Origin of the sequence: Streptomyces sp. NBC_00557 (assembly GCF_036345995.1) — a bacterium.
Classification (GTDB): Bacteria; Actinomycetota; Actinomycetes; order Streptomycetales; family Streptomycetaceae; genus Streptomyces.
Map to the genome: position 1 here is coordinate 2948793 of NZ_CP107796.1, position 25480 is coordinate 2974272.

General features: G+C 71.4%; 19 protein-coding genes and 1 pseudogene. 7 read left to right on the forward strand and 13 right to left on the reverse strand.

What is annotated here, in order from left to right; all coding sequences use genetic code 11:
* Nucleotides 1–9 precede the first annotated feature (9 nt).
* From OG956_RS12260 to OG956_RS12280, 5 genes are all read right to left on the reverse strand, one after another.
* Nucleotides 10–990 (reverse strand): ABC transporter permease, encoded by a 981-nt coding sequence (locus OG956_RS12260; RefSeq protein WP_330337996.1) that lies wholly within the window; start codon nt 988–990, stop codon nt 10–12.
* 87 nt (nt 991–1077) lie between these two features.
* Nucleotides 1078–2886 (reverse strand): ABC transporter substrate-binding protein, encoded by a 1809-nt coding sequence (locus OG956_RS12265; protein WP_330337997.1) that lies wholly within the window; start codon nt 2884–2886, stop codon nt 1078–1080.
* A 57-nt stretch (nt 2887–2943) separates the two neighbouring features.
* Nucleotides 2944–3978, reverse strand: coding sequence for an ABC transporter permease (locus tag OG956_RS12270; RefSeq protein ID WP_330337998.1), 1035 nt, complete (start codon nt 3976–3978; stop codon nt 2944–2946).
* 543 nt (nt 3979–4521) lie between these two features.
* Nucleotides 4522–6438: a translational GTPase TypA gene (gene typA, locus OG956_RS12275; protein ID WP_330337999.1), complete on the reverse strand. Its 1917-nt coding sequence runs from the start codon at nt 6436–6438 to the stop codon at nt 4522–4524.
* Between the two features lie 152 nt (nt 6439–6590).
* Nucleotides 6591–8723 carry an ABC transporter family substrate-binding protein gene (locus OG956_RS12280; RefSeq protein WP_330338000.1) on the reverse strand — a complete coding sequence of 711 codons (2133 nt, stop codon included), beginning with the start codon at nt 8721–8723 and terminating at the stop codon, nt 6591–6593.
* A gap of 315 nt (nt 8724–9038) precedes the next feature.
* On the opposite strand from OG956_RS12280, the gene OG956_RS12285 reads away from it, so the two are divergent.
* Genes OG956_RS12285 through OG956_RS12300 form a run of 4 tightly spaced genes read left to right on the forward strand, consistent with a single transcriptional unit; the run spans nt 9039 to nt 12889 of the window.
* A complete protein-coding gene (locus OG956_RS12285) occupies nt 9039–9329 on the forward strand; it encodes a hypothetical protein (RefSeq protein ID WP_330338001.1) in 291 nt (96 codons plus the stop codon).
* 21 nt (nt 9330–9350) lie between these two features.
* On the forward strand, nt 9351–10172 hold the full coding sequence (locus OG956_RS12290; RefSeq protein WP_330338002.1) for a hypothetical protein: 822 nt from the start codon (nt 9351–9353) through the stop codon (nt 10170–10172).
* A gap of 18 nt (nt 10173–10190) precedes the next feature.
* Nucleotides 10191–12122: a fumarate reductase/succinate dehydrogenase flavoprotein subunit gene (locus OG956_RS12295; RefSeq protein WP_330342817.1), complete on the forward strand. Its 1932-nt coding sequence runs from the start codon at nt 10191–10193 to the stop codon at nt 12120–12122.
* A complete protein-coding gene (locus tag OG956_RS12300; protein WP_330338003.1) occupies nt 12119–12889 on the forward strand; it encodes a succinate dehydrogenase/fumarate reductase iron-sulfur subunit in 771 nt (256 codons plus the stop codon). Before OG956_RS12295 ends, OG956_RS12300 begins: the two co-directional genes overlap by 4 nt.
* Nucleotides 12890–13205: 316 nt before the next feature.
* Here OG956_RS12300 and OG956_RS12305 read toward each other — a convergent pair.
* Nucleotides 13206–14255 (reverse strand): annotated as a pseudogene (locus OG956_RS12305) (hypothetical protein); the annotation flags it as partial.
* 63 nt (nt 14256–14318) lie between these two features.
* On the opposite strand from OG956_RS12305, the gene OG956_RS12310 reads away from it, so the two are divergent.
* A complete protein-coding gene (locus tag OG956_RS12310) occupies nt 14319–15893 on the forward strand; it encodes a hypothetical protein (RefSeq protein WP_330338004.1) in 1575 nt (524 codons plus the stop codon).
* A gap of 9 nt (nt 15894–15902) precedes the next feature.
* Here the strand turns inward: OG956_RS12310 and OG956_RS12315 are convergent, their stop codons facing one another.
* From OG956_RS12315 to OG956_RS12340, 6 genes are all read right to left on the reverse strand, one after another.
* On the reverse strand, nt 15903–18488 hold the full coding sequence (locus OG956_RS12315; RefSeq protein WP_330338005.1) for a SpoIIE family protein phosphatase: 2586 nt from the start codon (nt 18486–18488) through the stop codon (nt 15903–15905).
* Between the two features lie 297 nt (nt 18489–18785).
* Nucleotides 18786–19220 (reverse strand): ATP-binding protein, encoded by a 435-nt coding sequence (locus tag OG956_RS12320; protein ID WP_330338006.1) that lies wholly within the window; start codon nt 19218–19220, stop codon nt 18786–18788.
* A 140-nt stretch (nt 19221–19360) separates the two neighbouring features.
* On the reverse strand, nt 19361–19792 hold the full coding sequence (locus OG956_RS12325; RefSeq protein ID WP_330338007.1) for a (deoxy)nucleoside triphosphate pyrophosphohydrolase: 432 nt from the start codon (nt 19790–19792) through the stop codon (nt 19361–19363).
* 30 nt (nt 19793–19822) lie between these two features.
* Nucleotides 19823–20014, reverse strand: a complete 192-nt coding sequence (locus OG956_RS12330; protein ID WP_330338008.1) for an SPOR domain-containing protein — start codon at nt 20012–20014, stop codon at nt 19823–19825.
* A gap of 378 nt (nt 20015–20392) precedes the next feature.
* Nucleotides 20393–21145: a GntR family transcriptional regulator gene (locus OG956_RS12335; RefSeq protein WP_330338009.1), complete on the reverse strand. Its 753-nt coding sequence runs from the start codon at nt 21143–21145 to the stop codon at nt 20393–20395.
* A 167-nt stretch (nt 21146–21312) separates the two neighbouring features.
* Nucleotides 21313–22533, reverse strand: a complete 1221-nt coding sequence (locus OG956_RS12340) for a DUF4190 domain-containing protein (RefSeq protein WP_330338010.1) — start codon at nt 22531–22533, stop codon at nt 21313–21315.
* A gap of 109 nt (nt 22534–22642) precedes the next feature.
* Between OG956_RS12340 and OG956_RS12345 the strand changes: the two genes are divergently transcribed.
* Nucleotides 22643–23884: a serpin family protein gene (locus OG956_RS12345; RefSeq protein ID WP_330338011.1), complete on the forward strand. Its 1242-nt coding sequence runs from the start codon at nt 22643–22645 to the stop codon at nt 23882–23884.
* Here OG956_RS12345 and OG956_RS12350 read toward each other — a convergent pair.
* The gene (locus tag OG956_RS12350) at nt 23847–24287 is read right to left on the reverse strand and encodes a MarR family winged helix-turn-helix transcriptional regulator (RefSeq protein WP_330342818.1); all 441 of its coding nucleotides are present in this window, start codon (nt 24285–24287) and stop codon (nt 23847–23849) included. The two genes, OG956_RS12345 and OG956_RS12350, sit on opposite strands and share 38 nt — an antisense overlap.
* Nucleotides 24288–24452: 165 nt before the next feature.
* On the opposite strand from OG956_RS12350, the gene OG956_RS12355 reads away from it, so the two are divergent.
* Nucleotides 24453–25433: an SMP-30/gluconolactonase/LRE family protein gene (locus OG956_RS12355; RefSeq protein WP_330338012.1), complete on the forward strand. Its 981-nt coding sequence runs from the start codon at nt 24453–24455 to the stop codon at nt 25431–25433.
* Nucleotides 25434–25480: the final 47 nt, after the last annotated feature.

Below are 25480 nucleotides of genomic sequence, written 5' to 3' on the forward strand. Positions count from 1 at the left end.
ACAGTGCTCCTAGGACAGCCGCACGCGCGGGTCGATGAAGGCGTACGCGGCGTCGACGATGATGTTGAACAGCAGGATCATGCTGGCGGAGAAGAGCATCACACCGAGCAGCAGCGGCAGGTCGCTGAAGAAGACGGACTGGACGGCGAGGTTGCCGAGGCCGGGCAGGGAGAAGGTGTACTCGGTGATGATGGCGCCGCCGAACAGCGAGCCGAGGTCGATGCCGAAGATGGTGACGATCGGAATCAGCGAACCGCGCCAGGCGTAGCGGAAGAAGACGTAAGCGCGGGACATGCCCTTGGCGCGGGCGGTGCGGACGTGTTCCTCCTGGAGCTGTTCGATCATCGAGGAGCGCGCCATACGGGTGTACTGCGCGGCGAAGATCGTGGAGAGGACCACCCAGGGGATGATCAGGCCGGTGAACCAGCTGGCGGGGCCGTGGGTGAACTCGTTGTAGGCGGGCTTGTCGAACCAGTGGGTCTGGTAGACGAGGATCGCCAGGGCCAGCGGGCCGAGGAAGTAGATCTGCAGCGAGCTGACCACCATGGCGCCCGCGGTGGCCGTCTTGTCGATCAGCGTGCCGCGCCGCCAGGCCGCGAGCAGCCCGGTGCCGAGACCGACGATCAGGAAGCACACGGCCGCGCCCAGGGTGAGCGAGACGGTGGTGGGCAGCCGGTCCATCAGGGTGCCCCAGACCTGCTCGTTGGTGTGGTACGAGTACCCGAAGCAGGGGGCGGGGCAGGGGCCCTGGGCGAACTGGCTGCTGCCCATGACGAGGTTGTGCAGGAAGATCCAGTACTGCTCGGTGATGGGCTTGTCCAGGCCGAGCACATGGTGGATGTTCGCGATGGCGTCCGGGTTGCAGGTCTTGCCGCACATCATCAGCGCGGGATCCCGGGGCACCCCGAAGAACAGCACGAACGTGACGATGCTCAGCAGGAACAGAATGACGATGGCACCGATGATCCGGCGGACGAGGAAGCGCAGCATGTCGGGGCAGCTCTCAGACGTCGGCGGCCTGGGCGGTACCCGGCGCGCCCCCGCGGTGGGGGCGCGCCGGGTACCGGCGGGGGACGGTTACTTGATGTAGAGGCGACGCGGGTCGATGCCGCCGATCACGTCGTCGTAGACGAGGCCGCCGACCTTGGAGCCGGCGATCTGGACCTGCTTGTAGTACGCGGTGGGGACGACGTTGACGACGTCCTTGACGATGTACTCGTCCAGCTTCTCCCACTCGGCCGCGGCCTTGACCGGGTCGGTGATCGTGTTGATCCGGTCGATCTCGCTGTTGATCTTCGGGTCGTTGACCTGCGAGTAGTTCTGCGCGCCGTCGGCGATCACGCGGCCGTCGTACAGCGGCGGGATCACGGTCGAGGCGGACGGCCAGTCGGCGCCCCACGCGGTGTGGAAGATGTCGTAGTTGTTGTTCAGCTTGGAGACCTGGTCGTAGTAGGTCTCAGCCGGGATCTCCTGGCGCTGGACGTTGAAGCCGGCCTTCTTCAGGCCCGCCGCCATGGCCGTGGAGTACTGCTGGCCCTCGGGGGTGTTGATGTAGCCGAAGGTCAGCTTCATGTTGAGCTTGCCGGCCTTCTTCAGCAGCTCCTTCGCCTTCGCCGGGTCACCGCCGGGGTTCTTCTTCTTGCCCCACGGGTCGAAGGAGGCGTTGTAGCCGGAGACGGTCGGGGAGAGCAGGCCGCCCGCGACCTCCATGGCGTCGTTGCCGCCGTAGGCGCGCACGAACGGGGTGATGGGCAGCGCGTAGGCGATGGCCTCGCGGACCGTCTTGTCCTTCATGGCCGGGTGGCTCATGTTGATGTTCATCTGGCCGACGTACGGCTGGTAGCCGGAGACCGTGCGCGACTTCATCTTCGGGTCGCGCAGCACCTGGGAGAGGTTGCCCGCGTCGACCTGGTTGTTGAAGCTGACGCCGGTCTGGTCGGGGCCGCTGTCGGCGAGCAGGGACTTGGTGGAGGTCTCGAACTGCTGGTTGAACGTGATGTTGAACTGGTCCACGTACTGGTGCCGGATCGGGTCCGTCTTCGGGTCCCAGTTCGGGTTCTTGACCAGCACCATCGACTTGCCGGACTTGAACGACTGGATCTTGTACGGGCCGGTCACCACCGGGTTCTTGTCGTACCGCTCCTTGGTGTCGCCCTTCTGGGAGACGACCGCGTAGCCGGCCATGGCCAGCGCGTAGGGCAGGTCGGCGTGCGGCTTCTTGAAGTGGAAGACGATGGTCTTGTCGTCCGGGGTCGACAGGACGGAGTCGGGCAGGTGCTTGCCCTTGTACGGGCCGCCCGGCAGCAGCTTGCGGTAGGTGGCGCCGGGCGTGTCGGCGAGCCACTGCTGCACGTAGGTGGGGCCCTGGTTGATGAACGGCGCGAAGAGCCGCTCGATGCTCCAGCGGATGTCCTTGGACGTGATCGGGCTGCCGTCCTGGAACTTGATGCCGTCCTTCAGCGTGTACTTCCAGGTCTTGCCGCCGTCGGAGGTGGTGCCGGAGTCGGTGGCGAGGTCGCCGACCACCTCGTGCTGGTGACCGTCGTTGCCGATGGTCTTGTAGCCGGTCAGGCCTCTGTGCAGAAGCTGCGCGACGGACATCTCGTCGGAGACGTAGATCTGGCCCGGGTCGAGGTGCGCGTACGAGTCCCGCTGCAGCACCTCCATGGTGCCGCCGGACTTGGCACCGGGCACGGCGGCCGCGGGGCCGGTGGAGTCCGCGGCGCCGCCGAACTTGATCGACGCCTGCTGCCGCTTGGCGTCCTGCTGGTCCTTCTTGTCGTTGGTGCCGGTGTCGCTGCCGCCCTTGCTGCAACCGGTGAGCACGAGGGCTCCGGCGGCGAGCACGGAGAGCGTGCTGTAGACGTGGCGTCCGCCCCTACTCATCACGAAATTTCCCACCCATCCTTGAAACTGACGTTCCGTGTGGTTGACGTACTGCGGTCAGCGCGCGGTCTTGGGGTCGAAGGCGTCCCTGACCGAGTCCCCGAGCAGGTTGAACGCGACGACGAAGATGATCATCGATACGCCGGGGAAGAACATGTAGGTGATGTCGTTCTGCATCACCAGTTCGGTGGACGCCTTGGAGAACATCTGCCCCCAGTCCGGCGTCGGTTCGACGATGCCGACACCCAGGTAGGACAGACCGGCCTCGGCCGTCACGAAGTTGGGCAGCATGTACGTCGCCTGCACCAGCAGCGGGGTGACGATGTTCGGCAGGATCTCCTTGCGGATGATCCGCCACGGCGAGGCTCCGCTGACCTTGGCCGCCTCGATGAACTCCCGTTCCCGCAGGGCGAGTGCGGTGCCGCGGAGGATACGGGCGAGACCCATCCAGCCCAGGAACCACTGGACGAGGATCAGGGCCACCACGCGGACATAGGTGGGTGTCTCGTCGCGGGGACTGACGAACAGCGACACCACGACCGGCATGCTGGCGATGAAGAACAGCTGCGCCGGGAAGGCGAGCAGGAAGTCGATGACACGGCCGATGAAGTAGTCGGCCTTGCCGCCGAGATAGCCGGCCGCGACACCGAGCAGGATGCCGGTCACCACGACCGCGATGGTGACGGCGACCGAGATCATCAGCGAGGTGCGGATGCCGTAGATCAGCTTGGTGAAGACGTCGTAGCCGTTGCCGGGTTCGAGGCCGAACCAGAAGTCGCTGCTGATACCGCCGTTGGGCTGGACCGGAACGCCTGCGCTGTCGAAGAGTTCCGGGCGTTCGTCCGCGTACACCGTGTAGGGGTTCTTCCCGTACAGCTTGGCGATCAGCGGGGCGAGCAGTGCGATCAGAAAGAAGAAGCCCACGACGTAGGCCGAGATCACGCCCGTGCGGTCGCGTTTGAAGCGCAGCCACATCAGCTGGCCGGGAGACCGGCCCTCGAGCTTGACGGCTTCGCTCTTCGCCTCCGGCCCTGGTTCGCCGTCGACGACGACCGAAGTCCCGCCGCCCTCAATGTCGATAGGACTTGTCACGGTTCGTCCGTTTCACAGGTATGAGTGTGAGTGGTGCCCGGGTATGCCGAGTACGCGCGAAACCGCAGGGGGACGCGCGTAGTTCTACAGCCGATTCACACCGCTGGAATGGACGGACCGACCCACCTGGTGTGTGTGACGGCGCGCATGGGGGTTCCTCCTCATGACTTCACGTGTTCACCGAACGGAGAGGGTTTCCGTCTTCCCTCCGACACCCCTGACGGAGGGTCAGACACCCCCTGGTGCTCGTGAGTCGTGCGCTGTCCCCACAGCGCGAGACCCATTGACCCGAGCGCTACGCGGCTAACTATCTGCCATGGGTCCACCACCGACCACTGCCCGTAGATCTCAATTCAGTCACAGCTCACTGCTAGACCTTCCAAAATCTGGACAAACTGTTCGAGCGAAGAAGGCGCGAAACGGACTTGTTACATGGGTATCGGTCAGCGATCTCCGCATGCCGGACATACGCACCACAAAATCGGGTTGCAAAAAGCCCGGACGCCCCCATGCTGGGGGCGCCCGGGCTCGGTTGCCGGCTGATCAGCTGTGCTTGGCGCGGCTCGCGGCGCGGGCCCGCTCCCGCTGGTCGAGCACGACCTTGCGGATGCGAACGGCCTCCGGGGTCACCTCGACGCACTCGTCGTCACGGCAGAACTCCAGCGACTGCTCCAGGGAGAGCTTGCGCGGCGGCACGATCGACTCGGTCACATCGGCCGTGGAGGACCGCATGTTGGTGAGCTTCTTCTCCTTGGTGATGTTGACGTCCATGTCGTCGGAGCGCGAGTTCTCGCCGACGATCATGCCCTCGTACACCTCGGTGCCCGGCTCCACGAAGAGCACGCCGCGCTCCTGAAGGTTCGTCATCGCGAACGCCGTGACGGCGCCGGCGCGGTCGGCGACCAGCGAGCCGTTGTTACGGGTCTGCAGCGGGCCGAACCAGGGCTCGTGCCCCTCGTGGATGGAGTGCGCGATGCCGGTGCCGCGGGTCTGCGTCAGGAACTCGGTGCGGAAGCCGATCAGACCGCGCGAGGGCACCACGAACTCCATGCGCACCCAGCCGGAGCCGTGGTTGGACATGTTGTCCATGCGGCCCTTGCGGACGCCCATGAGCTGCGTGACCGCGCCCATGTGCTCCTCGGGCACGTCGATCGTCATGCGCTCGACCGGCTCGTAGACCTTGCCGTCGACCTCCTTGGTGACGACCTGCGGCTTGCCGACCGTCAGTTCGTAGCCCTCCCGGCGCATGGTCTCGACGAGGATGGCGAGCGCCAGCTCACCGCGGCCCTGCACCTCCCAGGCGTCCGGGCGCTCGGTGTCCAGGACGCGGAGCGAGACGTTGCCGATCAGCTCGCGGTCCAGGCGGTCCTTGACCTGACGGGCGGTGACCTTGCGGTCCTTGACGGCCGCCTTGTTGTCGGCGCCCTTGCCGGTGGCGCCCCGGCCGACCAGCGGCGAGGTGTTCGTGCCGATCACCATGGAGATCGCCGGCTCGTCCACCGTGATCAGCGGCAGCGGAATCGGGTTCTCCGGGTCGGCCAGGGTCTCGCCGATCATGATGTCCGGGATGCCGGCGACGGCGCAGATGTCACCGGGGCCGGCCTTCTCCGCCGGCTTGCGGGTGAGCGCCTCGGTCATCATCAGCTCGGAGATCCGCACGTTCTGCACGGAGCCGTCGCGCTTGATCCAGGCCACCGTCTGGCCCTTGCGCAGCTCGCCCTGCTCGACGCGGAGCAGCGCGATACGGCCGAGGAAGTTGTCGGCGTCGAGGTTGGTGACGTGGGCCTGGAGCGGCGCGTCCTCCTCGTACGTCGGCGCGGGGATGTGCTCCAGGATCGTGGAGAAGAACGGCTCCAGGCTGTCGGAGTCGGCGGGGACCGTGCCGTTGTCCGGCTTGGTCAGCGAGGCGACGCCGTCGCGGCCGCAGGCGTAGACGATCGGGAACTCGATCTGGTCCTCGTCCGCGTCCAGGTCCAGGAAGAGGTCGTAGGTCTCGTTGACGACCTCGTCGATCCGGGCGTCCGGGCGGTCCGTCTTGTTGATGCACAGGATGACGGGCAGCCGGGCCTGCAGCGCCTTGCGCAGCACGAAGCGGGTCTGCGGCAGCGGGCCCTCGGAGGCGTCCACCAGCAGCACGACGCCGTCGACCATCGACAGACCGCGCTCGACCTCGCCGCCGAAGTCGGCGTGGCCGGGGGTGTCGATGATGTTGATGGTGACCGGGTCCCCGCCGTCCTTCGGGTGGTACTTGACCGCCGTGTTCTTGGCGAGGATCGTGATGCCCTTCTCACGCTCCAGGTCGTTCGAGTCCATGACCCGGTCGTCGACCTGGTCGAGCTGGTGGGCGGCGAACGCGCCGGCCTGCTTCAGCATGCCGTCGACGATGGTGGTCTTGCCGTGGTCGACGTGGGCGACGATGGCGACGTTGCGGATGTCGTGACGTGTCATGGACACAGCCATAGTGCGGCGAACTCCCGGGGTTGAGGAAAGCCTGCGCGTACGTGTGCGTTACGCGGGCCCTGCCGGGCTTGACACGCCACGGCCTCACCCCATGGTACGTGGCCCCGGGACGGTCGGCTCCGCCGGGCCGTGTGACCACGGCCCCGCCAAGGTCATCCCGTGGGGCCGGCCGTGGCCCCCGCGCCCTGCTTCACGCCCTTCTTCAGATAGCCCATGTCCTCGTAGACCGGGGTCTGGAATCCGAAGGCCCCGGCGTTGACCAGGTTCTTCCGCACCGCCACCAGCTGCGGCCGCTGGTAGAGGGGGATGGAGCCGGCCGCCGCCCAGATCCGGGAGTCCGCCTTGCGGATCAGCGACACTTCCTCGTCCTCGTCCAGCGTCGTGGCGGCCTCGTCGAAGAGCTGGTCGACCTGGTCGGTGCCGACCCGGGTGTAGTTCTGCTCGACGTTCACCGAGCCGTCGGCCGCCGGCGCCGGCTTGGCGTACACCGGCCGGTCGTCCGTCGCGGGGAACGCCGAGGACGGCCAGGAGTACAGGGCGAGGTCGTAGTCGCCGGAGGCGACGTGGTCCTTGAAGAAGCTCGCGTCCGGCACCTTGGTGATCGTCGTGCGGATGCCGATCCGCTCCAGCATGGCGGAGATCCGCGCCGCGACCGCTTTCAGCGTCTCGGAGCCGGGGCCCGTGGGGAGCACGAAGCGCAGCAGCAGCGGCTTGCCGTCCTTGGCGAGCGGCTGCACCACGGCGGCGGGCGCGGCCGTGCCCTGCGGGGCGTACGCGCCCTGAGCGCCGCCGTGCCGGCCCTCCTGCGCCAGATGCCGGTCGCCCTCGTCCCCGCGCCCGCGGTTCTTGCCGTCCCCCTCCTCGGTGTCGCCGCTGTTCTTGTCGCGCTCGGGACCGGCGGCGTTCTGGCCCTTCTTCTTCTGCTGCTCCTGTGCCGTGTCCGGCTGCTTGACGGGGCCGCCCGGCACCCAGCCGGCGTCGGTGAGCAGCGCCTGAGCCTCCTTGGTGTCCTGGCCGCCGAGCGCGCCGCTGTTGTCGGCGTAGGCGGGCTGCCCGGACAGGGCGAGGTGGCTGCCGACCGGGACGGCGGGCAGCCCGAGCGGGCCGAGCACCAGCCTGGCCAGCTCCTTGCGGTCCAGGGCGCGGGCGACGGCCCTGCGGACGCGTTCGTCGGCGAGGGGGCCCTGGGAGCCGTTGAGGGCGAGCTGGGTGTAGGCGGGCTCCAGCGACCTGCGGACGACGACGTCGTGCAGCGCCTGCTGCTCGTCCAGGTACCGGACGATGTCCTTGCGCAGCTTCTTCCCGCCGGCCTCGGCCTCCTCGGCGCCGAGGCCGTGCGCCAGCGCCCAGGAGCGCAGCTTCTTCACGGAGGTCTTGCCGGAGCCCTGCACCGGGTTCGGGGCGCCGTGGGCGGCGAGGCCGATCCGCTTCGCGTCGCCGGGTTCGACGTCGGCGATGTCGACGCTGCCGTCGGCGAGCGCGGCGACCCGCTGGTCGCGGGGTACGGCGTGCAGCACGATGTGGGCCAGCTTGGCGCGCTTGCCCCACCAGCGCGGGTTGCGGGTGAGGACGACGTCCTTCCTGGCGGTGTCGACCTTCTCCACCGTGAAGGGCCCGGCGGTGATCTGCAGCTTGCGGCGGGCGCCGTCGTTGAAGGCGCCCGGGCTGCCCATGACCTGCTTCGGGTACAGCGGGGAGAACAGCGACTTCCAGTCGGCGTAGGGCCGCGAGAAGGTGACCCGGACCTGCCGGTCGTCGGCGCCGCGTTCGATCTTCTCGATGCGGTCGTAGCCGGCGTTGCGGGCCGTCCAGTAGGCGCTGTTCTTCCCGGACAGGGCGCGCCACTGGGCGGCGAAGTCGGCGGCGCCGATCGCCCGGCCGTCGCTCCAGACGGCCTGCTGGTTCAGCTTGTACAGCACGACCTGGCGCGGCTCGGTCTCGATGACCTTGGCCGACTCCAGGTAGGCGGGGTTGGGCACCGGCCGGCCGCTCGGGTCCAGCCGGAACATCGAGGGCAGGACGGCCTGGGCGACCCGGGTGGTGCCGGCGTCCGCGTCCGCCTGGAAGGTGTTCAGCGTCGCGGGAACGGCGTCGAGGGCCCACTTCAGAGTGCCGCCATCGACGACCAGGCCGCGGGCGGCCGGAGCGATGTCCTGCCCGGCCAGGGGCTTGCTGACCTTCTCGTCGGAGCCGCACCCGGCGAGGAACGGCACCGCGAGCGCGCCCGCGGTCAGGAAGGCGACCGATCGCCTGACGGCGCGCGGTCCGACTCCGTCGTGGGACATCTCTGCTACCTCCGGGAAGCCGCGGGCTTTATGCTCACATTTGTCGGAATATGGAGCTGATCACCTTTGGCGGTATATGGAGCTGATCAGATCTATGCGGCCCACTGAAGAGGAAAGGATCCGGCCGGCGCGGGAGACACGGCGACGACGGGCGGCAGCCTCACCCGTGTGGCGTAACGCCACCGGTGATGCATCCGCACGCCTCCGCCAATCGCTGCACACGCCTTCACATGGGCAGGTGTGACGCGCAACACTCCAAGGCGCATGAACGTCGCCGCTCAGGGCCCGCCGGACCCGCGGAAGTGAGGGCAAGCCATGTCCGTGCACGACGACATCACCTCGGTCCAGCGCTCTCTCGACGACCTGTACCGGTCGCTGGGGCGCCTGGAGCACCAGCTCGGCAGCGGCGGCCTGGAGATGCGCCGGGTCCGGCTGGACGCCGACCATCTGCGGGAGAGCGTGGCACTGCTGCGCGAGGCGGCCGCCGCGCCGGACGCACCCCGCCGCCCCGACCTCGTCACCATCTCCGACGCGCCCTACGACCTGAGCCTGTGGACGGACACGGACGACGAGGGTCTGGGCGCCCGCGACCGCCACGCCCCCTGATCCCGAAGACCGGAGCCCGCCTTGGCCACTGGTACGGAACCCCAACAGAACAGCGGCGGCGTACGGACCGGTGCGCGCGCCGCGATCACCGCCCCGCACCTGCGGACCGACCGCTGGTGGCTGGCGCCCGCCGTCACCGCGGCCGGTCTGCTGGCCTTCGTCGTCTACTCGACCTGGCGGGCCTTCGCGAACGCCCACTACTACTCGGCGCCGTACGTCTCGCCGTTCTACTCGCCGTGTCTGGCGCAGAACTGCAAGAACATGCCCGCGGGCCCGAACGCCGATCTCTTCGGCGCCTGGTGGGCGATCTCCCCGGCGATCATCATCCTGATCTTCCCGCTGGGCTTCCGCCTCACCTGCTACTACTACCGCAAGGCGTACTACCGCAGCTTCTGGGCGTCCCCGCCGGCCTGCGCGGTGGCCGAGCCGCACAGGAAGTACACCGGTGAGACGCGCTTCCCGCTGATCCTGCAGAACGTCCACCGGTACTTCTTCTACGCGGCGATCCTGGTCGCGGGCGTGCTGACGTACGACACCGTGCTGTCCTTCCGCGACACGCACGAGCACTGGGGCCACATGGGCCTCGGTACCCTGGTCTTCCTGGTCAACATCGCGCTGATCTGGGCCTACACCATCTCCTGTCACTCCTGCCGGCACATCGTCGGCGGCAAGCTCAAGCACTTCTCCGCACACCCCGTGCGCTACCGGGCGTGGCAGTTCGTGGGCAGGCTCAACGCCCGCCACATGCAGCTGGCCTGGGCGTCGCTGCTGAGCGTGGCGCTCGCCGACTTCTACGTCTATCTCGTCGCGTCCGGGGTCTTCGCCGACCCGCGCTTCTTCTAGGAACAGGTGAACCGTCTGATGTCCGTGGTGGACCGGCAGGAGTGGGACGTCGTCGTGGTCGGTGCCGGCGGCGCCGGGCTGCGGGCCGCGATCGAGGCGCGCGAGCGGGGCGCCCGTACGGCGGTGATCTGCAAGTCCCTGTTCGGCAAGGCGCACACCGTGATGGCCGAGGGCGGCATCGCCGCGGCCATGGCCAACGCCAACGAGCACGACAACTGGCAGGTGCACTTCCGCGACACCATGCGCGGCGGCAAGTTCCTCAACCAGTGGCGGATGGCCGAGCTGCACGCCAAGGAGGCCCCGGACCGGGTGTGGGAGCTGGAGACCTGGGGCGCGCTGTTCGACCGCACGAAGGACGGCCGTATCTCGCAGCGCAACTTCGGCGGCCACGAGTACCCGCGCCTCGCCCATGTCGGCGACCGCACGGGCCTGGAGCTGATCCGCACCCTCCAGCAGAAGATCGTCGCCCTGCAGCAGGAGGACTTCAAGGAGACCGGCGACTACGAGTCCCGGCTGAAGGTCTTCCAGGAGTGCACGGTCACCCGGATCCTGAAGGACGGGAACCGCGTCTCGGGCGTCTTCGCCTACGAGCGCGAGACCGGCCGCTTCTTCGTCCTGGAGGCTCCGGCCGTGGTCGTCGCCACCGGCGGCATCGGCAAGTCCTTCAAGGTGACGTCGAACTCCTGGGAGTACACGGGAGACGGGCACGCCCTCGCCCTGCTCGCCGGCGCGACGCTGCTGAACATGGAGTTCGTGCAGTTCCATCCGACCGGCATGGTCTGGCCGCCGTCGGTGAAGGGCATCCTCGTCACCGAGTCGGTGCGCGGCGACGGCGGTGTCCTCAGGAACTCCGAGGGCAAGCGGTTCATGTTCGACTACATCCCCGACGTCTTCAAGGAGAAGTACGCCGAGTCGGAGGAGGAGGCCGACCGGTGGTACGACGACCCGGACCACAACCGGCGCCCGCCGGAGCTGCTCCCCCGCGACGAGGTGGCGCGCGCCATCAACGCCGAGGTGAAGGCGGGCCGGGGCTCGCCGCACGGCGGGGTCTTCCTGGACGTGTCCACCCGGATGCCGGCCGAGGTGATCCGGCGCCGGCTGCCGTCGATGTACCACCAGTTCAAGGAGCTGGCGGACGTCGACATCACCGCGGAGCCGATGGAGGTCGGGCCGACCTGTCACTACGTGATGGGCGGCATCGCGGTCGACTCCGACACCGCGGCGGCACGCGGGGTGCCCGGGCTGTTCGCGGCCGGTGAGGTGGCCGGCGGGATGCACGGCTCCAACCGGCTCGGCGGCAACTCGCTCTCCGACCTGCTGGTCTTCGGGCGCCGCGCGGGCTGGCACGCGGCCGAGTACGCGCAGGGGCTGGCGTACCAGCGCCCGCCGGTGGAGGAGGCCCAGGTCAACACGGCGGCCGCGGAGGCGCTGCGCCCCTTCTCCGCCGAGACCGAGGGCGAGGCGGGGCCGCCGGAGAACCCGTACACCCTGCACCAGGAACTCCAGCAGACCATGAACGACCTGGTCGGCATCATCCGCCGCGAGGGCGAGATGGAGCAGGCCCTGCACAGGCTCGCCGAGCTGCGGGCGCGGGCCCGCCGGGCCGGGGTGGAGGGGCACCGCCAGTTCAACCCCGGCTGGCACCTGGCGCTGGACCTGAGGAACATGCTGCTGGTCAGCGAGTGCGTGGCCCGCGCCGCCCTGGAGCGCACCGAGTCGCGCGGCGGCCACACCCGCGAGGACCACCCCACGATGGACCGCAAGTGGCGCAACGTGAACCTGCTGTGCACCCTCGCCGACCCGACCGGCGGACTCGCGGCGACCGATCCCGCGCGCGGCCAGATCCGCCTCACCCGTGAGACCACCGACCCCATCCGCCCGGACCTGCTCGCCCTCTTCGAGAAGGAGGAGCTGGTCAAGTACCTCGCCGAAGAGGAGCTGTACGAGTGACCAGCTACGAGGCCCGCTTCAAGGTGTGGCGGGGCGACGCCGAGGGCGGCGGCCTGGAGGACTTCACCGTCGAGGTCAACGACGGCGAGGTGGTCCTGGACATCATCCACCGCCTCCAGGCCACCCAGGCGCCGGACCTGGCCGTGCGCTGGAACTGCAAGGCCGGCAAGTGCGGTTCGTGCTCGGCGGAGATCAACGGCCGGCCCCGCCTGATGTGCATGACCCGCATGTCGGTCTTCGACCGGTCCGAGACCATCACGGTCACCCCGCTGCGCGCCTTCCCGGTGGTCCGCGACCTGGTGACCGACGTCGGCTTCAACTACCAGAAGGCCAGGGAGGTCCCGTCGTTCGTGCCGCCGCCCGGCCTCGGTCCCGGCGAGTACCGGATGATGCAGGAGGACGTGGACCGCTCGCAGGAGTTCCGCAAGTGCATCGAGTGCTACCTGTGCCAGAACACCTGCCATGTCGTCCGCGACCACGAGGAGAACAAGACGGCGTTCGCGGGCCCGCGTTACCTGATGCGCATCGCCGAACTCGACATGCACCCGCTGGACGCGGCCGCCGAGACCGGCCTGGACCGCAAGCGCACCGCCCAGGACGAGCACGGACTCGGCTACTGCAACATCACCAAGTGCTGCACCGAGGTCTGCCCCGAGGGCATCAGGATCACCGACAACGCCCTGATCCCGCTGAAGGAGCGCGCGGTCGACCGCAAGTACGACCCGCTGGTGTGGCTGGGCTCGAAGATCAGGAGGCGGTCTTCGTAGGAGCGGGGCGTCCGGGGCGCTGGGCGAGGAGCTGGACCGCCATTCCCCCCATCCACAGGCACCAGCCGAGGGCCGGCAGGAGCGCCAGCCCCGCGTCGGCGAGGGGCCCGAGGAACATGAACAGGCCCAGCCCGGCCGCGTTCACCAGCGCCCCGTACCCCCACAGCCGTTGCCGCAGCACCCGGCGACGGGCCACCGGCGGCACCCACACCCCGGCGACGGCCAGGACGCCGAGCACCGCCATGAACGCCACCGCGAGCACGGCCGCCGCCACCAAGAACATGTGCATGTCGTTCATGCTACGGCGGTCTCCGCGGACCCAGTCCTCCTCGTACGCCCGCCAGTCCGCCTCCGTGGCGGCGAAGTCGACGTAGAGGGCGACGCCGAACCGGGCCCGGCCGGCGTCGGTGCGGGACAGGCCGAGCCGTACGCCGCGTACGGCGGCCGGGACGGTCTCGGCGCCGGCCCGGTGACCGATGCGGTTCTCGTGGTAGAAGGGCAGGCCCATCAGGAGGTCGGTGGACTCCGGGGTGACCTCCAGGGCCAGCGAGGTCTGCTGGGCGACATAGCCGCCGTACAGGCTCGGCAGCGGCTGCATGGTGTCGTACGACATCACCGCGATCTGGTCGACCCGGCGCGCGACCTGGCCGAAATACCGCTGCGACCACCACTTGGGGTGTCCGGTGACGGCACCCCAGACGGAGTGGAACGCCGGCAGCGGATCGATCTGGTGGGCGGCGACGGAGAGCACGGCGTGGCGGGCGCGGGTGACGCGGCGCAGGGCGTCCAGGAGGGCGAGGTAGTTCCGGTCGCCGGAGTGCAGGGGCTCCAGGTCGAAGTGGGCGCCCTGGAAACCGGCGGCGAGGATCCGCCGGGTGGACTCGACGACGGCGGCGCGGGTCGCCGGGCGCTCCAGGTGCATGGCGTACGGCTTCTCGGGGGCCACCTCGTCGCCGAGCCAGGCCTGGACGCGGATGCGCGGCGCCTTGCGGTGCACGGTCGCGATGAGCCAACGCGCCCTCGGGTAGGCCGACTCGGGAAGGGTGCCGTCGTGTTCCAGGGGGCCCGCGTGGACGTACAGGTCGCGGATGCCGGTGTGCCGCAGGCGGCGGACGAGGGCGGTGACGTCGGCGTCGGTCTTGCGGCCGTCGATCCAGGCGTGACCGAGCCAGACGGCGTCGCGGCCGCGGGAGCGGGTGCCCCCTTCGGGGGTGCCGCTGTACTCGACGCGCAGGGCGGTCTCCGCGGCGAGCGTGGGAAGGAGCAGGAGGAGGACGAGGGCGACGGCCGTGCGCCGCAGTGCGCGGAGCCAGGCGCGCTTCCGCCGCACACCGCTCGCGGTGTCCGTTTCCGGCTCACTGCTCATCCCGTCCCCCGCCCGTATCCACCCCGCTCGCGGAGCCGCCTGCCTGCCCATACGCTCCGAAATGTGACGTCCTCCCTGATCCGGGGCCGGCCCCGGCACGCCAAGGCGCACATACGGGTGCGGGTGGCGCACGCCGTGCTGGGGGTCGTGGCCGGGGTCGGGTGGCTGGTGTTGCCGGTGATGACGGCCGGTGCCGGAGATCCGGTTCCCGCGGCGCCCGCCGGGATCGCCGCGGACGCCGCCGCGCAGCGGGACGGCGGGACGTCCACCGCCGACTACGCGCTGCCCCTGATCGCGGCGGTCGCCGCCGTGTCCCTGGCCGGATACGGGTATCTGCGCCGCACCCGCCGCGCCCGCACCCGGACGACCCCCGGCGCCGTCTCCCCCGCCCCGCCCGCGCCCTCCCCCGCCGACTCCGAGCGGCAGGCCCGCGCCGCGCTGGTCCTGGCCGACGACTGCGTCCGCACCAGCCGGGAGGAACTCTCCTTCGTCCGGGCGCGGTTCGCGGAGCCGGACACCGAGCCCCTCGTGCGCGCCCTGCGGGCCGCCGAGACCGAGCTGGCGGCGGCGTGCGCGATCTGGCGGCGCTACGAGCAGGGGTTGCCCGAGGACGCCGCGGCCCGGCGGCAGGCGCTGGTCGGCGTGGTCGGCCGGTGCGCGGAGGCGGGACGCCTGCTGGACGCGGCGGTCCCCGCGCTGGACGGGCTGCGGGAGCTTCAGGGACCGGGGCTGGCCGGGGCGCTGGTGACGGCCGAGGGACGGTTCCGGGAGCTGGCCGGGCGGACGGTGACCGCCGGGGACGCCCTCGGCGGGCTGCGCGACCGCTGCACGCCGTCAGCCGCCGAGCCCGTCACCGGATACCTGGAACAGGCCAAGGACCGGTTGATGTTCGCCACCACGCGGCTGGGCGAGGCCCGCCACGCGGCCGACACGGGCGAGGACCGGCGGGCCGCCGGGCAGCTGCGGGCCGCCGAGGGCGCCGTGGCACAGGCCGACGTCCTGGTGACGGGCGTGGAACGGCACGCGGCACGGCTGCGGGAGGCGGCGGCGCTGGTACCGGCCGCGCTGACCGGTGCGGAGGCGGAGATCGCGGTGGCCCGGAAAGGAGCCGTGCAGGGGCCCCTGACCAGCGGTGAGCTGCACGCCCGGCTGGCCCACGCGGACGCCGTCCTGGCGTCCGTGCGCCGGGAGCTGACGGCGGGCCCGTACGACCCGCTGGACGCCCTGCGCCGGATCGCGCGGGCGGTGGAACGGCTGGGCACGGGCCGCACCGGCGCCCCGGCGGCCGCCGCGCTCCTGGTGGCGCGCGGCAGCGTCACCGGTGCGGAGGACTTCGTCACCGTGCACCGGGGCGTGGTCGGCCCGGAAGCCCGGGTCCGCCTGGCGGAGGCGGAGCGGGAACTCGGCGCGGGCCGCGCCGACCGGGCGGACTCGCTGGCCCGCGAGGCCCGCGACCTGGCCGAGCGCGACGTACGGGCGCACGGCAACCCCCGCACGAGCGCCGACGGCGACTCGCCCGGCCTGGCCGCCGCGATCGTGGGCGGGATCCTGCTGGCCGAGGACCCGGACGGCGGACCGCCGGCGAGCTTCGGCGGGCCGGAGACCAGGGGCCGCCACCGTCTGCGGCCACCCGCGTAGCGGGGCCGGTCAGAACAGGCTGAGCAGGGCCTCCGCCGGGTCGGTGAGTCCTGCCTCGGCGCCGGGCAGCGGCAGCTCGAACCACACCGTCTTGCCGCGCGGGGTCCGCCGGGATCCCCATGCCGCGCTGAGCAGCCCCACCAGCTGCAGCCCCCGGCCCCCTTCGTCGGTGTCCCGGGCACGCCGCCGGCGAGGCTGCACCAGCCCGCTGTCCCACACCTCGCACACCAGCGTCCGGTCCAGCAGCAGCCGGAGCCGTATCTCCCCCTCGCCGTACCGCAGCGCGTTGGTCACCAGCTCGCTGACCAGCAGCTCCGTGGTGTCGACCAGCGGCTCCAGATCCCAGCTCAGCAGCTGCCCGCGGGCGTACTCGCGCGCCCGGCCCACGCTCCGCGGCTCGCGCGGCAGCGTCCAGTCCCCGACGGACTCGGCGGGCAGCCCCTGCACCCGGGCCATCAGCAGCGCGATGTCGTCCTCGCCGTGGTGGGTGTCGAGGGTGCTCAGGACGTGGTCGCAGACGTCCTCCAGCGGGCGGGACGGGTCCGTGAGCGCGCCGACGAACGCCTGCAGGCCCTCGTCCAGCGGATGGTCGCGGGACTCGACCAGGCCGTCGGTGTAGAGGGCCAGCAGCGCGCCCTCCGGCAGCTCGACCTCGACCTCCTCGAAGGGCTCGCCGCCCACCCCGAGCGGCATGCCGGGCGGCACGTCCAGCATCAGCGCCGGTTCCCCGGGCTCGACCAGCACCGGCGGCAGATGGCCGGCGTTGGCGAACGTACAGCGCCTGGTCACCGAGTCGTAGACGGCGTACACGCAGGTCGCGAGGTAGACCTCGGAGAGGTCGGCGTCCCTGGGCTGCCGGGCCGTACGCGTCGCCTGCTGCACCCCGCCGGGCGTGCCCAGCCCCCGCGCGATCTCGTCCAGCGCGGAGAGCACCTCGGCGGGTTCGAGGTCCAGCAGCGCCAGCGTCCGTACGGCGGTGCGCAGTTCGCCCATCGCGACGGCGGCGCGCAGGCCGCGCCCCATCACGTCGCCCACGACCAACGCCGTGCGGTGGCCGGGCAGTTCGATGACGTCGAACCAGTCGCCGCCCACCTCCGTGGCCGCGTTGCCCGGCAGATAGCGGCAGGCGATGTCCAGTCCGGAGGCCTCGGGGTCGCCCGGCGGCAGCAGGGAGCGCTGCAGGATCAGCGCGCGTTCGTGCTCCCGGCGGTACAGGCGCGCGTTGTCGATGCAGACCGCGGCGCGCGCGGCCAGTTCCACCGCCAGGTCCCGGTCCCGGTCGCCGAACGGCTCGCTGCCCTTGGTGCGGGCGAACTGGGCGAGCCCGACGACGGTGTCGTGGGCGACCATCGGCACGGCCAGCGTGGACTGCACCAGCCCGCCCTCCTCGGGCGGCACAGCCCGCGGCCGGGCGGTGCGCAGGGCGTCCGCGCAGGGCGAGTTGAAGGGGAAGTGGTGGACCGCGCCGACCGCCACGGATTCCCCGGAGCCGCTGAACGGCGCGTCCGACACGGCGCTGGCGAAGGCGACCCGGCGCAGTTCGGCGCTGCCGTCGGCGAGGCCGGGCGGGGTCTCGTCGCCGGTGAGCAGGCCCTGGTAGAGGTCGACGGTGGCGAGGTCGCAGAAGCCGGGGACGACGACGTCGAGGAGTTCCCGGGCCGTGGTCTCCAGGTCGAGGGAGTTCCCTATGCGGGCGCCGGCCTCGTTGAGCAGGGCGAGGTTGCGGCGGGCGTTGGCGGCCTCGCGGGCGGCTGCCCGGCGGGCGGTGATGTCGGTGCCGAGCCAGGCGATGCCGATGGGCCGGCCGCTGCCGCTGTGCACCCGGTAGAGGTTGACGGACCAGTGCCGGCGTTCCTCGGAGCCGGGGACGTACCCCGTGACGTGCATGTCGGTGATGGACTGGCCGGTCTCCAGCACCCGGCGCAGGGTGGCGGCGACCCGCTCGGCCTCGCCGCGCGGCAGATAGTCGTGAACTCCCTTGCCCCGGTGGTCGTCCGGGGTTCCGCCGAAGATGGAGGCGAACCGCTCGTTGGCCCGGCGGACCCTCAGATCGGTGTCGATCAGCAGGAATCCGAACGGCGACTGGCCGAAAATGGCCTGCGAGGCGGCGAGATCCGTCTCTATGCGGCGCAGGGTGCGGACGTCCACGACGATGCACACGGCGGCCTTCTCGCCCTCGGCGGTCCGGGTGGGCATGACGTAGACCTCCGCCAGGCCCTCCTCGCCGCGTGTGCCGTCCGCCTTGTCCGGCATCCGGAAGGGCACGACTCCGGTCCACTCCCGCCCGTCCAGGATTTCGGCCATCTTGCGCTGGCCGCGCTCGCGCAGGTCGGGGTCGATGAAGGCCTCTATCGGATCCATGCCGACGGCGCGCGCGGCCGGGATGCCGAAGAGCTGCTCGGCGCGCAGGCTCCACTGGTCGACCAGCCCGCCGGGGCCGATGGAGAAGGACGCGACCCTGATGTAGTCGTACATCGAACCGGGCGGACTGCTCTGCCACATGGCGTCGCCGGGCACGGCCGCCTCGGCGGCCAGGTGCGTCGCGCCGTCCGACGGGTCCTCGGACTCCGTGGCCTTCGCTGGTATCTCGCTCACGCGAACCGTCCCCTCCAGCTCACCGCGCCCGGCACCGGACACCGAAAGGCGGCTGCCCGCAGTATCCAGCACTACGGCGCCGCACGACACGGTGTTCACGATCACAGCTCGGTCCAGATGCTTTTCGGACCGCTCCGTGACAACACTTCCACTCTTCTAACCAAGGAAGAGGCCGTCGAATCTAACCAAGGAAGAGGCCGTCGAACCACGCACCCCGGACCCGGCCGCGCGCGCGGAGCGCACGCCGGTCCACCCGCCGCCTGCCGTACCCCCCTGTGCTCCCCGGGTGCTTCCGGCTCACCCCGGCACCGCCAGTTCGAACCAGACGGTCTTTCCGCTCGCGCCGGGCCGGGTGCCCCAGCGGAGCGAGGATCCGGCGACCAGTTGCAGCCCGCGCCCGCTCTCGTCCCCGTCGCGGGCGATCCGCTCGCGCGGCGGGTCGGGCAGCGGGTCGGAGACCTCCACCAGCAGCGCGTCGCCGCTCTGCGCGGGCCGTACGAGGCGGACGCCGATGGGACCGGTGGCATGCCGCAGCGAGTTGGTGACCAGCTCGCTGACCAGCAACGCGGCGAGGTCGGCGAGGCAGTCGAGGTCCCAGCCGTGCAACTGGCCGCGGACCGCGGCCCGGGCGGTGCGCACGGCGCCCGGTTCCGCGGGAAACGTCCACTCGGCGCAGTCGCCATCGGTGTCGATCACGCCGATCACTTCCCAGGCCAGCGAGCCCCCACCCATGTCCGGTTTCGTGGGGTTAATGGGCACATACCCGATATCCCGGGGGCAGTACCGTACAGGCGGGCGCACAGTGGCACGAACGGCGTAGGGAGTGCTCCGAGGGGGCACCGGTGCTCAAGGGCTCGACGGGGTGTCGGTCTTCACCCGGCGTCCCATCGGCCGGCCACCGCCTCGACGGCCGGGACGTCCTGGTCGAGCCAGTCGACCTCCCAGAGCCGGTCCGGGGTCAGCCAGCGCAGTTCGTCATGATCCTGGAGGGGCTTCGGTGCGGGTGAGCCGGGGCGCAGGCGGGCGGTCCACACCCGCAGGACGTACGGCGCGCGCAGCGGCCACTCGCCGGGCACGCGCTCGACCGGTTCGGCGTCGACGCCGAGTTCCTCGCGCAGTTCGCGCACGAGGGCGCGCTCGGGCCGCTCGCCCGGTTCGACCTTGCCGCCAGGCAGTTCCCAGCGTCCGGCCAGATCGGCGGGGGCGCTGCGGCGCGCGGCGAGCAGCCGGCCGCCGTCGAGCAGGGCGGCTCCCACCACCACGATCCGGTCCGTCGTCGGCGTGCCGGGTGTCTCGGAGGTCATGGGGCGGAGCCTACGGGAGGGCGCGCGGGGTCAGTTGCGGGTGCCGTCCCCGTTCTGGCCGATGCGCTCGACCCAGTAGATCTGCTTGTGCCCACGGTCGTCGAGGCTGTCGGCGATCTTCTGGGCCTCGGCGCGGGTCGCGTACCGGCCGACGCGGTAGCGATTGCCGTTGTCGTCCTGCCGTATCACGATCCAGGGCAGGGAGACCGTCCCCTCACTCATGGTCCCCACCACCCGAGTCGCTCCCTCTCGCACCGCCCCACCCGCTTCCTCGAGCCCCGCCTAAGGAAACCGCAATACGCATATGCCCGAGCGTACGCCCAACCTTTACGCAGCGAACACGCCTTTTCACAAAGAGGTATGCAACCAGCCAGAACGCAGGGGGCGCACAGAACTGAACGCGCCGTCGTGAGCGCCGCGGCGGCGATGCGCGGGCGCATCCGTGTGACCCGTGGTCACCTGGGAAAACGGCCGAATCGCAGCGGCCGTTGCCGCCCGGCCGGGGGCTCCGGGTCCGCTCCGCTCACCCGTGCGGCGTACAAGGGTGTGCGCTACCTCACTCAGGGGGCGCGCAGGCGACGCGCCGGGCGGGGCCGGCGCTCACCTGACCGGCAGGTGGTAGGCCACCCGGTACCGGTCCGCGGGGATCACCACGTCCGCCGTCTCCACCGGGCGGCCCGAGGCGTAGTACGTGCGGTGGACGACCAGGACGACATGGCCGGGCACGCCGCCGAGGAGGTGCAGTTCCTCGGCGAGGCCGGGGCGGGCGCCGACCTCCTCTGTGACGTTGTCGACGATGACGTCGATGGCGCGCATGCGCTCGACCACGCCCATGCCGCCCAGCGGACCCTCCTCGGGGAGCATCACCGGGGTGCGGCCGGTGACGGCGAGCGGCTCCCAGGAGGTGGAGAGCATCATCGGCTCCCCTGCCTCCCGGAACAGGTACTTGGTGCGCATGACCCGGTCGCCCGCCTTGATGCCGAGCCGCTCGGCGATGACGGCGCCGGCCTCGGTCTGCTCGCTGCTGGACTCCCAGGTGCCCCGCACCGAGGCGTCGGCCTGCTCCTGCCGGAAGGGCGTGGCGCCGCCGGACGGGCGGTATCCGGAGCGGGAGACCCGGCGGGGCACCGGCCGCTCGCGGACGTACGTCCCGGAGCCGGAGCGGCCCTCGACCAGGCCCTCGGCCATCAGCACCTTGCGGGCCTCCAGCGCGACCGTGTCCGAGACGCCGTACTCCTCGCGGATGCGGGCCTGTGAGGGCAGGCGGGTGTGGGGCGGCAGCGAACCGTCGACGATCTTCTTGCGGAGATCACCCGCGACGCGCAGGTACGCCGGCTGCTCACCGAAAGTCACTGGACGCTCCCATCAGGTTGTACAGACAGCAACAGACTGGCAACCGTGGGTTGTGCCGTGCAAGTAAAGGCCAGAGAATCACTCGATGTGATGACACGGGGCCGGAGGCCTGCCGGCAGAGCCGTGGACCTGCCCCCGTATCCATGGATGCGCTCCGGCGGGTGCGCTCACACCTGGGCGCTCGTGTCGGCGCCGTCGTCACCCCGCGGCGGGACCGTGGCCAGGCCCAGGGCCTTGCGCACGGCGACCCCGCGGCCCGGCTCGATCAGGCGGAGGGCCGTGTCGTACCGGTCGCGGAAGACGTCCGCGTCCTCGGCCCGCGCCGCCTTCGCCCACTGGGCCCGCGCCGTGTCGAGACCGGCGGCCAGGTCGGCGACCTGCCGCCGGGCACGGGCCGGCCAGTCGTGCGCCCGCAGCATCCGGGCCTGTTCGCCGAGGGCCGCCGAGACCCGGCCCGCCCACCGCTTGTGGCCGGGCAGGTCGTCGCCCGCGTCCTCGGTGCTGGGGGCGGTCTCCAGCGCGGCGTTGAGGACGTGCGCCGCCTTCAGGTAGGCCACCTGGTCGGCGTCGAGGACCGTCTCGTCGTTGCGCAGCGAGCCGGTCAGCCGGCCGCCCTCCTCGGTGCTGCCGAACGCGCAGGTGACCTCGCGGTCCCCGGCGGCCCAGCTCTTCCCGGTCGGGGTCAGGTAGTACACGTCGACGTCGCCGGGCACCGCCCAGCTGTCCATCGCGTAGCCGTCCCGCAGGCTCCAGCAGCGCTCGTCGGCCATGCCGGCGACCTTCTCCTCGCCGGGGTAACCGCTGCCGGTGAGCCGGAAGGACGCGAACACCTCGCCGTCGTGCGCGCGGGCGCAGGGCACCGTGCCGACGCCGTCGGTCTCGCCGCTGAGCGCACCTCCGGGCGCGTTGAAGCACTCGCCCTTGACCAGCGAGATGCTCGAGCGGTCGCGTGCGCCCTCCTTGAACCCCTGCCAGAACTCCGACGCGCCGCCGCTGGCGAAGAACAGCACCCACAGCAGCAGTCCGATCCCGGACAGCACCGCGCCGCCGACGGCAAGCCCGGTGCCGCGCTCGCCGCGCCGGCGGATCTGCCGCAGCGCAACCAGCCCGAGCGCCAGCCCCACCCCCGGCAGGCAGCACAGCACGCCGAGCACCAGGGAGGCGATCGCGAGCCCGTTGACGGGCGCCGGCCGGTTGAAGGGGGTGTAGCCCTGCGCCCACGGCTGGTACGGCGGCACCCCCCACGGCCCGCCCGGCCGCCCGCCCTGCGGCGGTCCGCCCGGTCCTTCGCCGTACGGCGGCGGGGCGAACGGCCCCTGCGGGTACGGCCGGGGTGGCTGATACGGCCCTTGTGGCCGGTGGGAGCCGGAAGGCGGCGGTATGGACACCGGTAGCGTGCTCCTGAAGAGGGGGCGGCGGCACGGACCGGTTGAACGGCCGGTGGCCGGGCTGTCGTACGACTGGGCGCATGGTAAGCGGGGCACGAACGGGGGCGGAATGAGGGTGGACACCCTGACCGGGGACCGGGTGGGCGAGACGGTCGTCCGGGCGGTGAACGGGCTCACGAGGCGATGGGCGACGGCCGCGCCGGGCGGCACCGTCTTCTCGGCGGCCGGAGTCTGGCCCCTGCTGGCCTTCCTGGCCGACGGGGCGGCGGACCCGGCGCGGGCGGAGCTGGCCGAGGCCGTGGGGGTGCCCGCCGGTCAGGCGGCCGGTGCCGCACGGCAGTTGCTGGCGGCCCTCGCGTCGGTGCCCGGTCTGGACGCGGCGCTCGGACTGTGGACGCACCAGGGGCTCGACCTGCGCGAGGAGTGGCGGGCCGGGCTGCCGGCCGGGACGCACGGCGTGTTCGGCGACGACCCCGTCACCGCGCAGCAGCGGCTAAACGTCTGGGCGGCCGAGCGGACCGGCGGGCTGGTCGAGCGCATGCCGGTGACGCCGACCCGGGACACGCGGATGGTGCTGGCCGGCGCCCTCGCGCTGCGCACCACGTGGCGGCAGCCGTTCACCGAGCTGCCGTTCAGGCCGGACAGCGGTCCCTGGCAGGGCCGTGCGCTGCACGGGCTGCACCGGCGCGGCCCGCGCCCCGACCGGGTGGGCGTGGCGGGGACGCCGGACGGATTCGTCACGGCCCTGACGGTGCCCGGCGACAACGGCGTCGACGTCCATCTGGTGCTCGGAGAGGAACGCATGACGCCCGGTCAGGTGCTCGCGGCCGGCGCGGGGATCGTGGAGCGCGCGCTGCCGGTCACCGGGGGCGGCTCGCTGCCGTACGGGCACGTGGGGCCGGGCCTGTACGTCGAACGGGAACCGGCGGTCGCGCCGCAGCCGCTGACGCTGGACGTGCGGACGGTGGCGTTCGAGGTGCGCGCCGACCACGATCTGCTGGCCCTGGCAGGGCTGTTCGGCCTGTCGGCGGCCATGGACGCCGGCCGCGGCCACTTCCCCGGCATCACCGGCCGGCCGCTCGCCGTGGACCAGGCCCGCCAGTCGGCGGTGGCGCAGTTCGGCGCGCTGGGTTTCCGGGCGGCGGCGGTGACGGCGGCCGCGGAGGTGTACGGCAGCGCCCCGCCGCAGTACCGCTGCGAGACCACCGTCGTGCGCGCCGTCTTCGACCGCCCCTTCGGCTTCCTCGCCGTGGACCGCGAGTCGCGGCTGGTGCTGGTGGCGGGCTGGGTGACGGATCCGGCGCCGGAGCCCGTCACGAGCTTCCCGGGCGCTGTTCCTCCAGGACTCTGACGCAGCGGGCCAGCAGCCCGGCCAGGGCGTCGCGCTCGGCGTCGGTGAACTCCGCGGCGAGGGCCCGTTCGACCCGTACGGCGGCCGTGTCGGCCTCGGCCAGGACGGCGCGTCCCTCGTCCGTGAGCCGTGTCTCCAGGACGTTCCTGTGCCACTCGTGCGGGCGGCGGGTGATCAGATCGCGGTCCTGGAGGTTCTTCAGGACCGTGTTCATGGTGGGTGGGGTGACTCCGCACAACCGGGCCAGGGCCGCCGCGGAGATGCCCGGGTTGTCGGAGAGGTGGAGCAGCGCGGCGTACTGGGCGACGGTCAGGCCCGCGGGCTTGAGGACCGCTGTCTTGGTGGCGTTGAGGGCCTGCTCGGCCCGCTTGAGGTGGGAGCCGAGGCGCTCGGAAGCGGGCATGGAGGTCACCGGGCCAGGTTAATGCCTTGGCGAACGCCGGCAGCCTGGCGAACGGGGTCCCATGATTAGATCACTGCCGTTGATTAATCCACTGGTGATGATTAGAACTCTAATATAGCTTGGCGTTCGTCCCTGAGTGAGCAGCCGAATCGAGAGGCACCTGTCGTGTCCCGTTCGATCCACCGCCGTACCTTCCTGACCGGCGCCGCGGCCACCGCCGTGGCCCTCGCCGCACCCGCGGCGGCCGCGGCCACCGCCCGGCCCCGCATCTCGACCGCCTTCACCCTCCCCGACGACCGGGCCTATCCCGAGGGCATCGCCCTCGACCCGCGCACGGGCGACGCGTTCGTCGGCTCCTTCACCACCGGCGCCATCTACCGGGCCGCCGCCGGCAGCCGGGCCGCCGAGGTCTTCCTGCCCGCCGGTGCGGACGGCCGTACGACGGCCAACGGGCTGAAGGCCGACCGGGCGGGCCGCCTGTGGGTCATCGACCACACCGCCGGAATCGACGTCTACGACCTGCGCGACCGCTGCCTGCTGGCCCGCTTCGAGGTGCCGGAGCGCGACCAGCCCTTCCTCAACGACCTCGTGATCACCGCGGACGGCACGGCGTACGCCACCGACAGCGTGCGGCCGGTGATCTACCGGATCACCCCGGCCGAGGTGGCCCGCGGCGGCCGCGCACCGCTGGCCCCCCGCTTCGACCTGAGCGGCGCGGTACCGCCGCACACGCCGGCCGCGTACACCCTCAACGGGATCGTCGCCGACCCGACCGGACGCCTGCTGTTCGTCGTCGACATGACCGGCGGAGGCCTGTACCGGGTCGACGTGACCGATGGGTCGGTACGTCAAGTGGCCCTGCGCGGGGGCGACTTGGTGAACGGCGACGGCCTGGAGCTGGCGCACCGCACCTTGTGGGCGGCCCACAACAGGAGCAACACCCTGACCCGCTGGCGCCTGAGTCCCGACGGCGCCGAGGCCCGCCTCACCCGCACCCTGACCGACCCCGCCCTCCAGATCCCCACGACCCTGGCCCACACCCCCCACGGCCTCCTCGTCGTCCGTTCCCAGTTCGACAAGGGCGGCCCGATGGGCCCGGGGACACCGGCTGCGCCGTTCACGGTGGCACGGGTGACGGGGATGTGAGGGGGCCGCGGGGCCGGTCGGCCCGGCCGGACGGCGGGGCCGCAGGG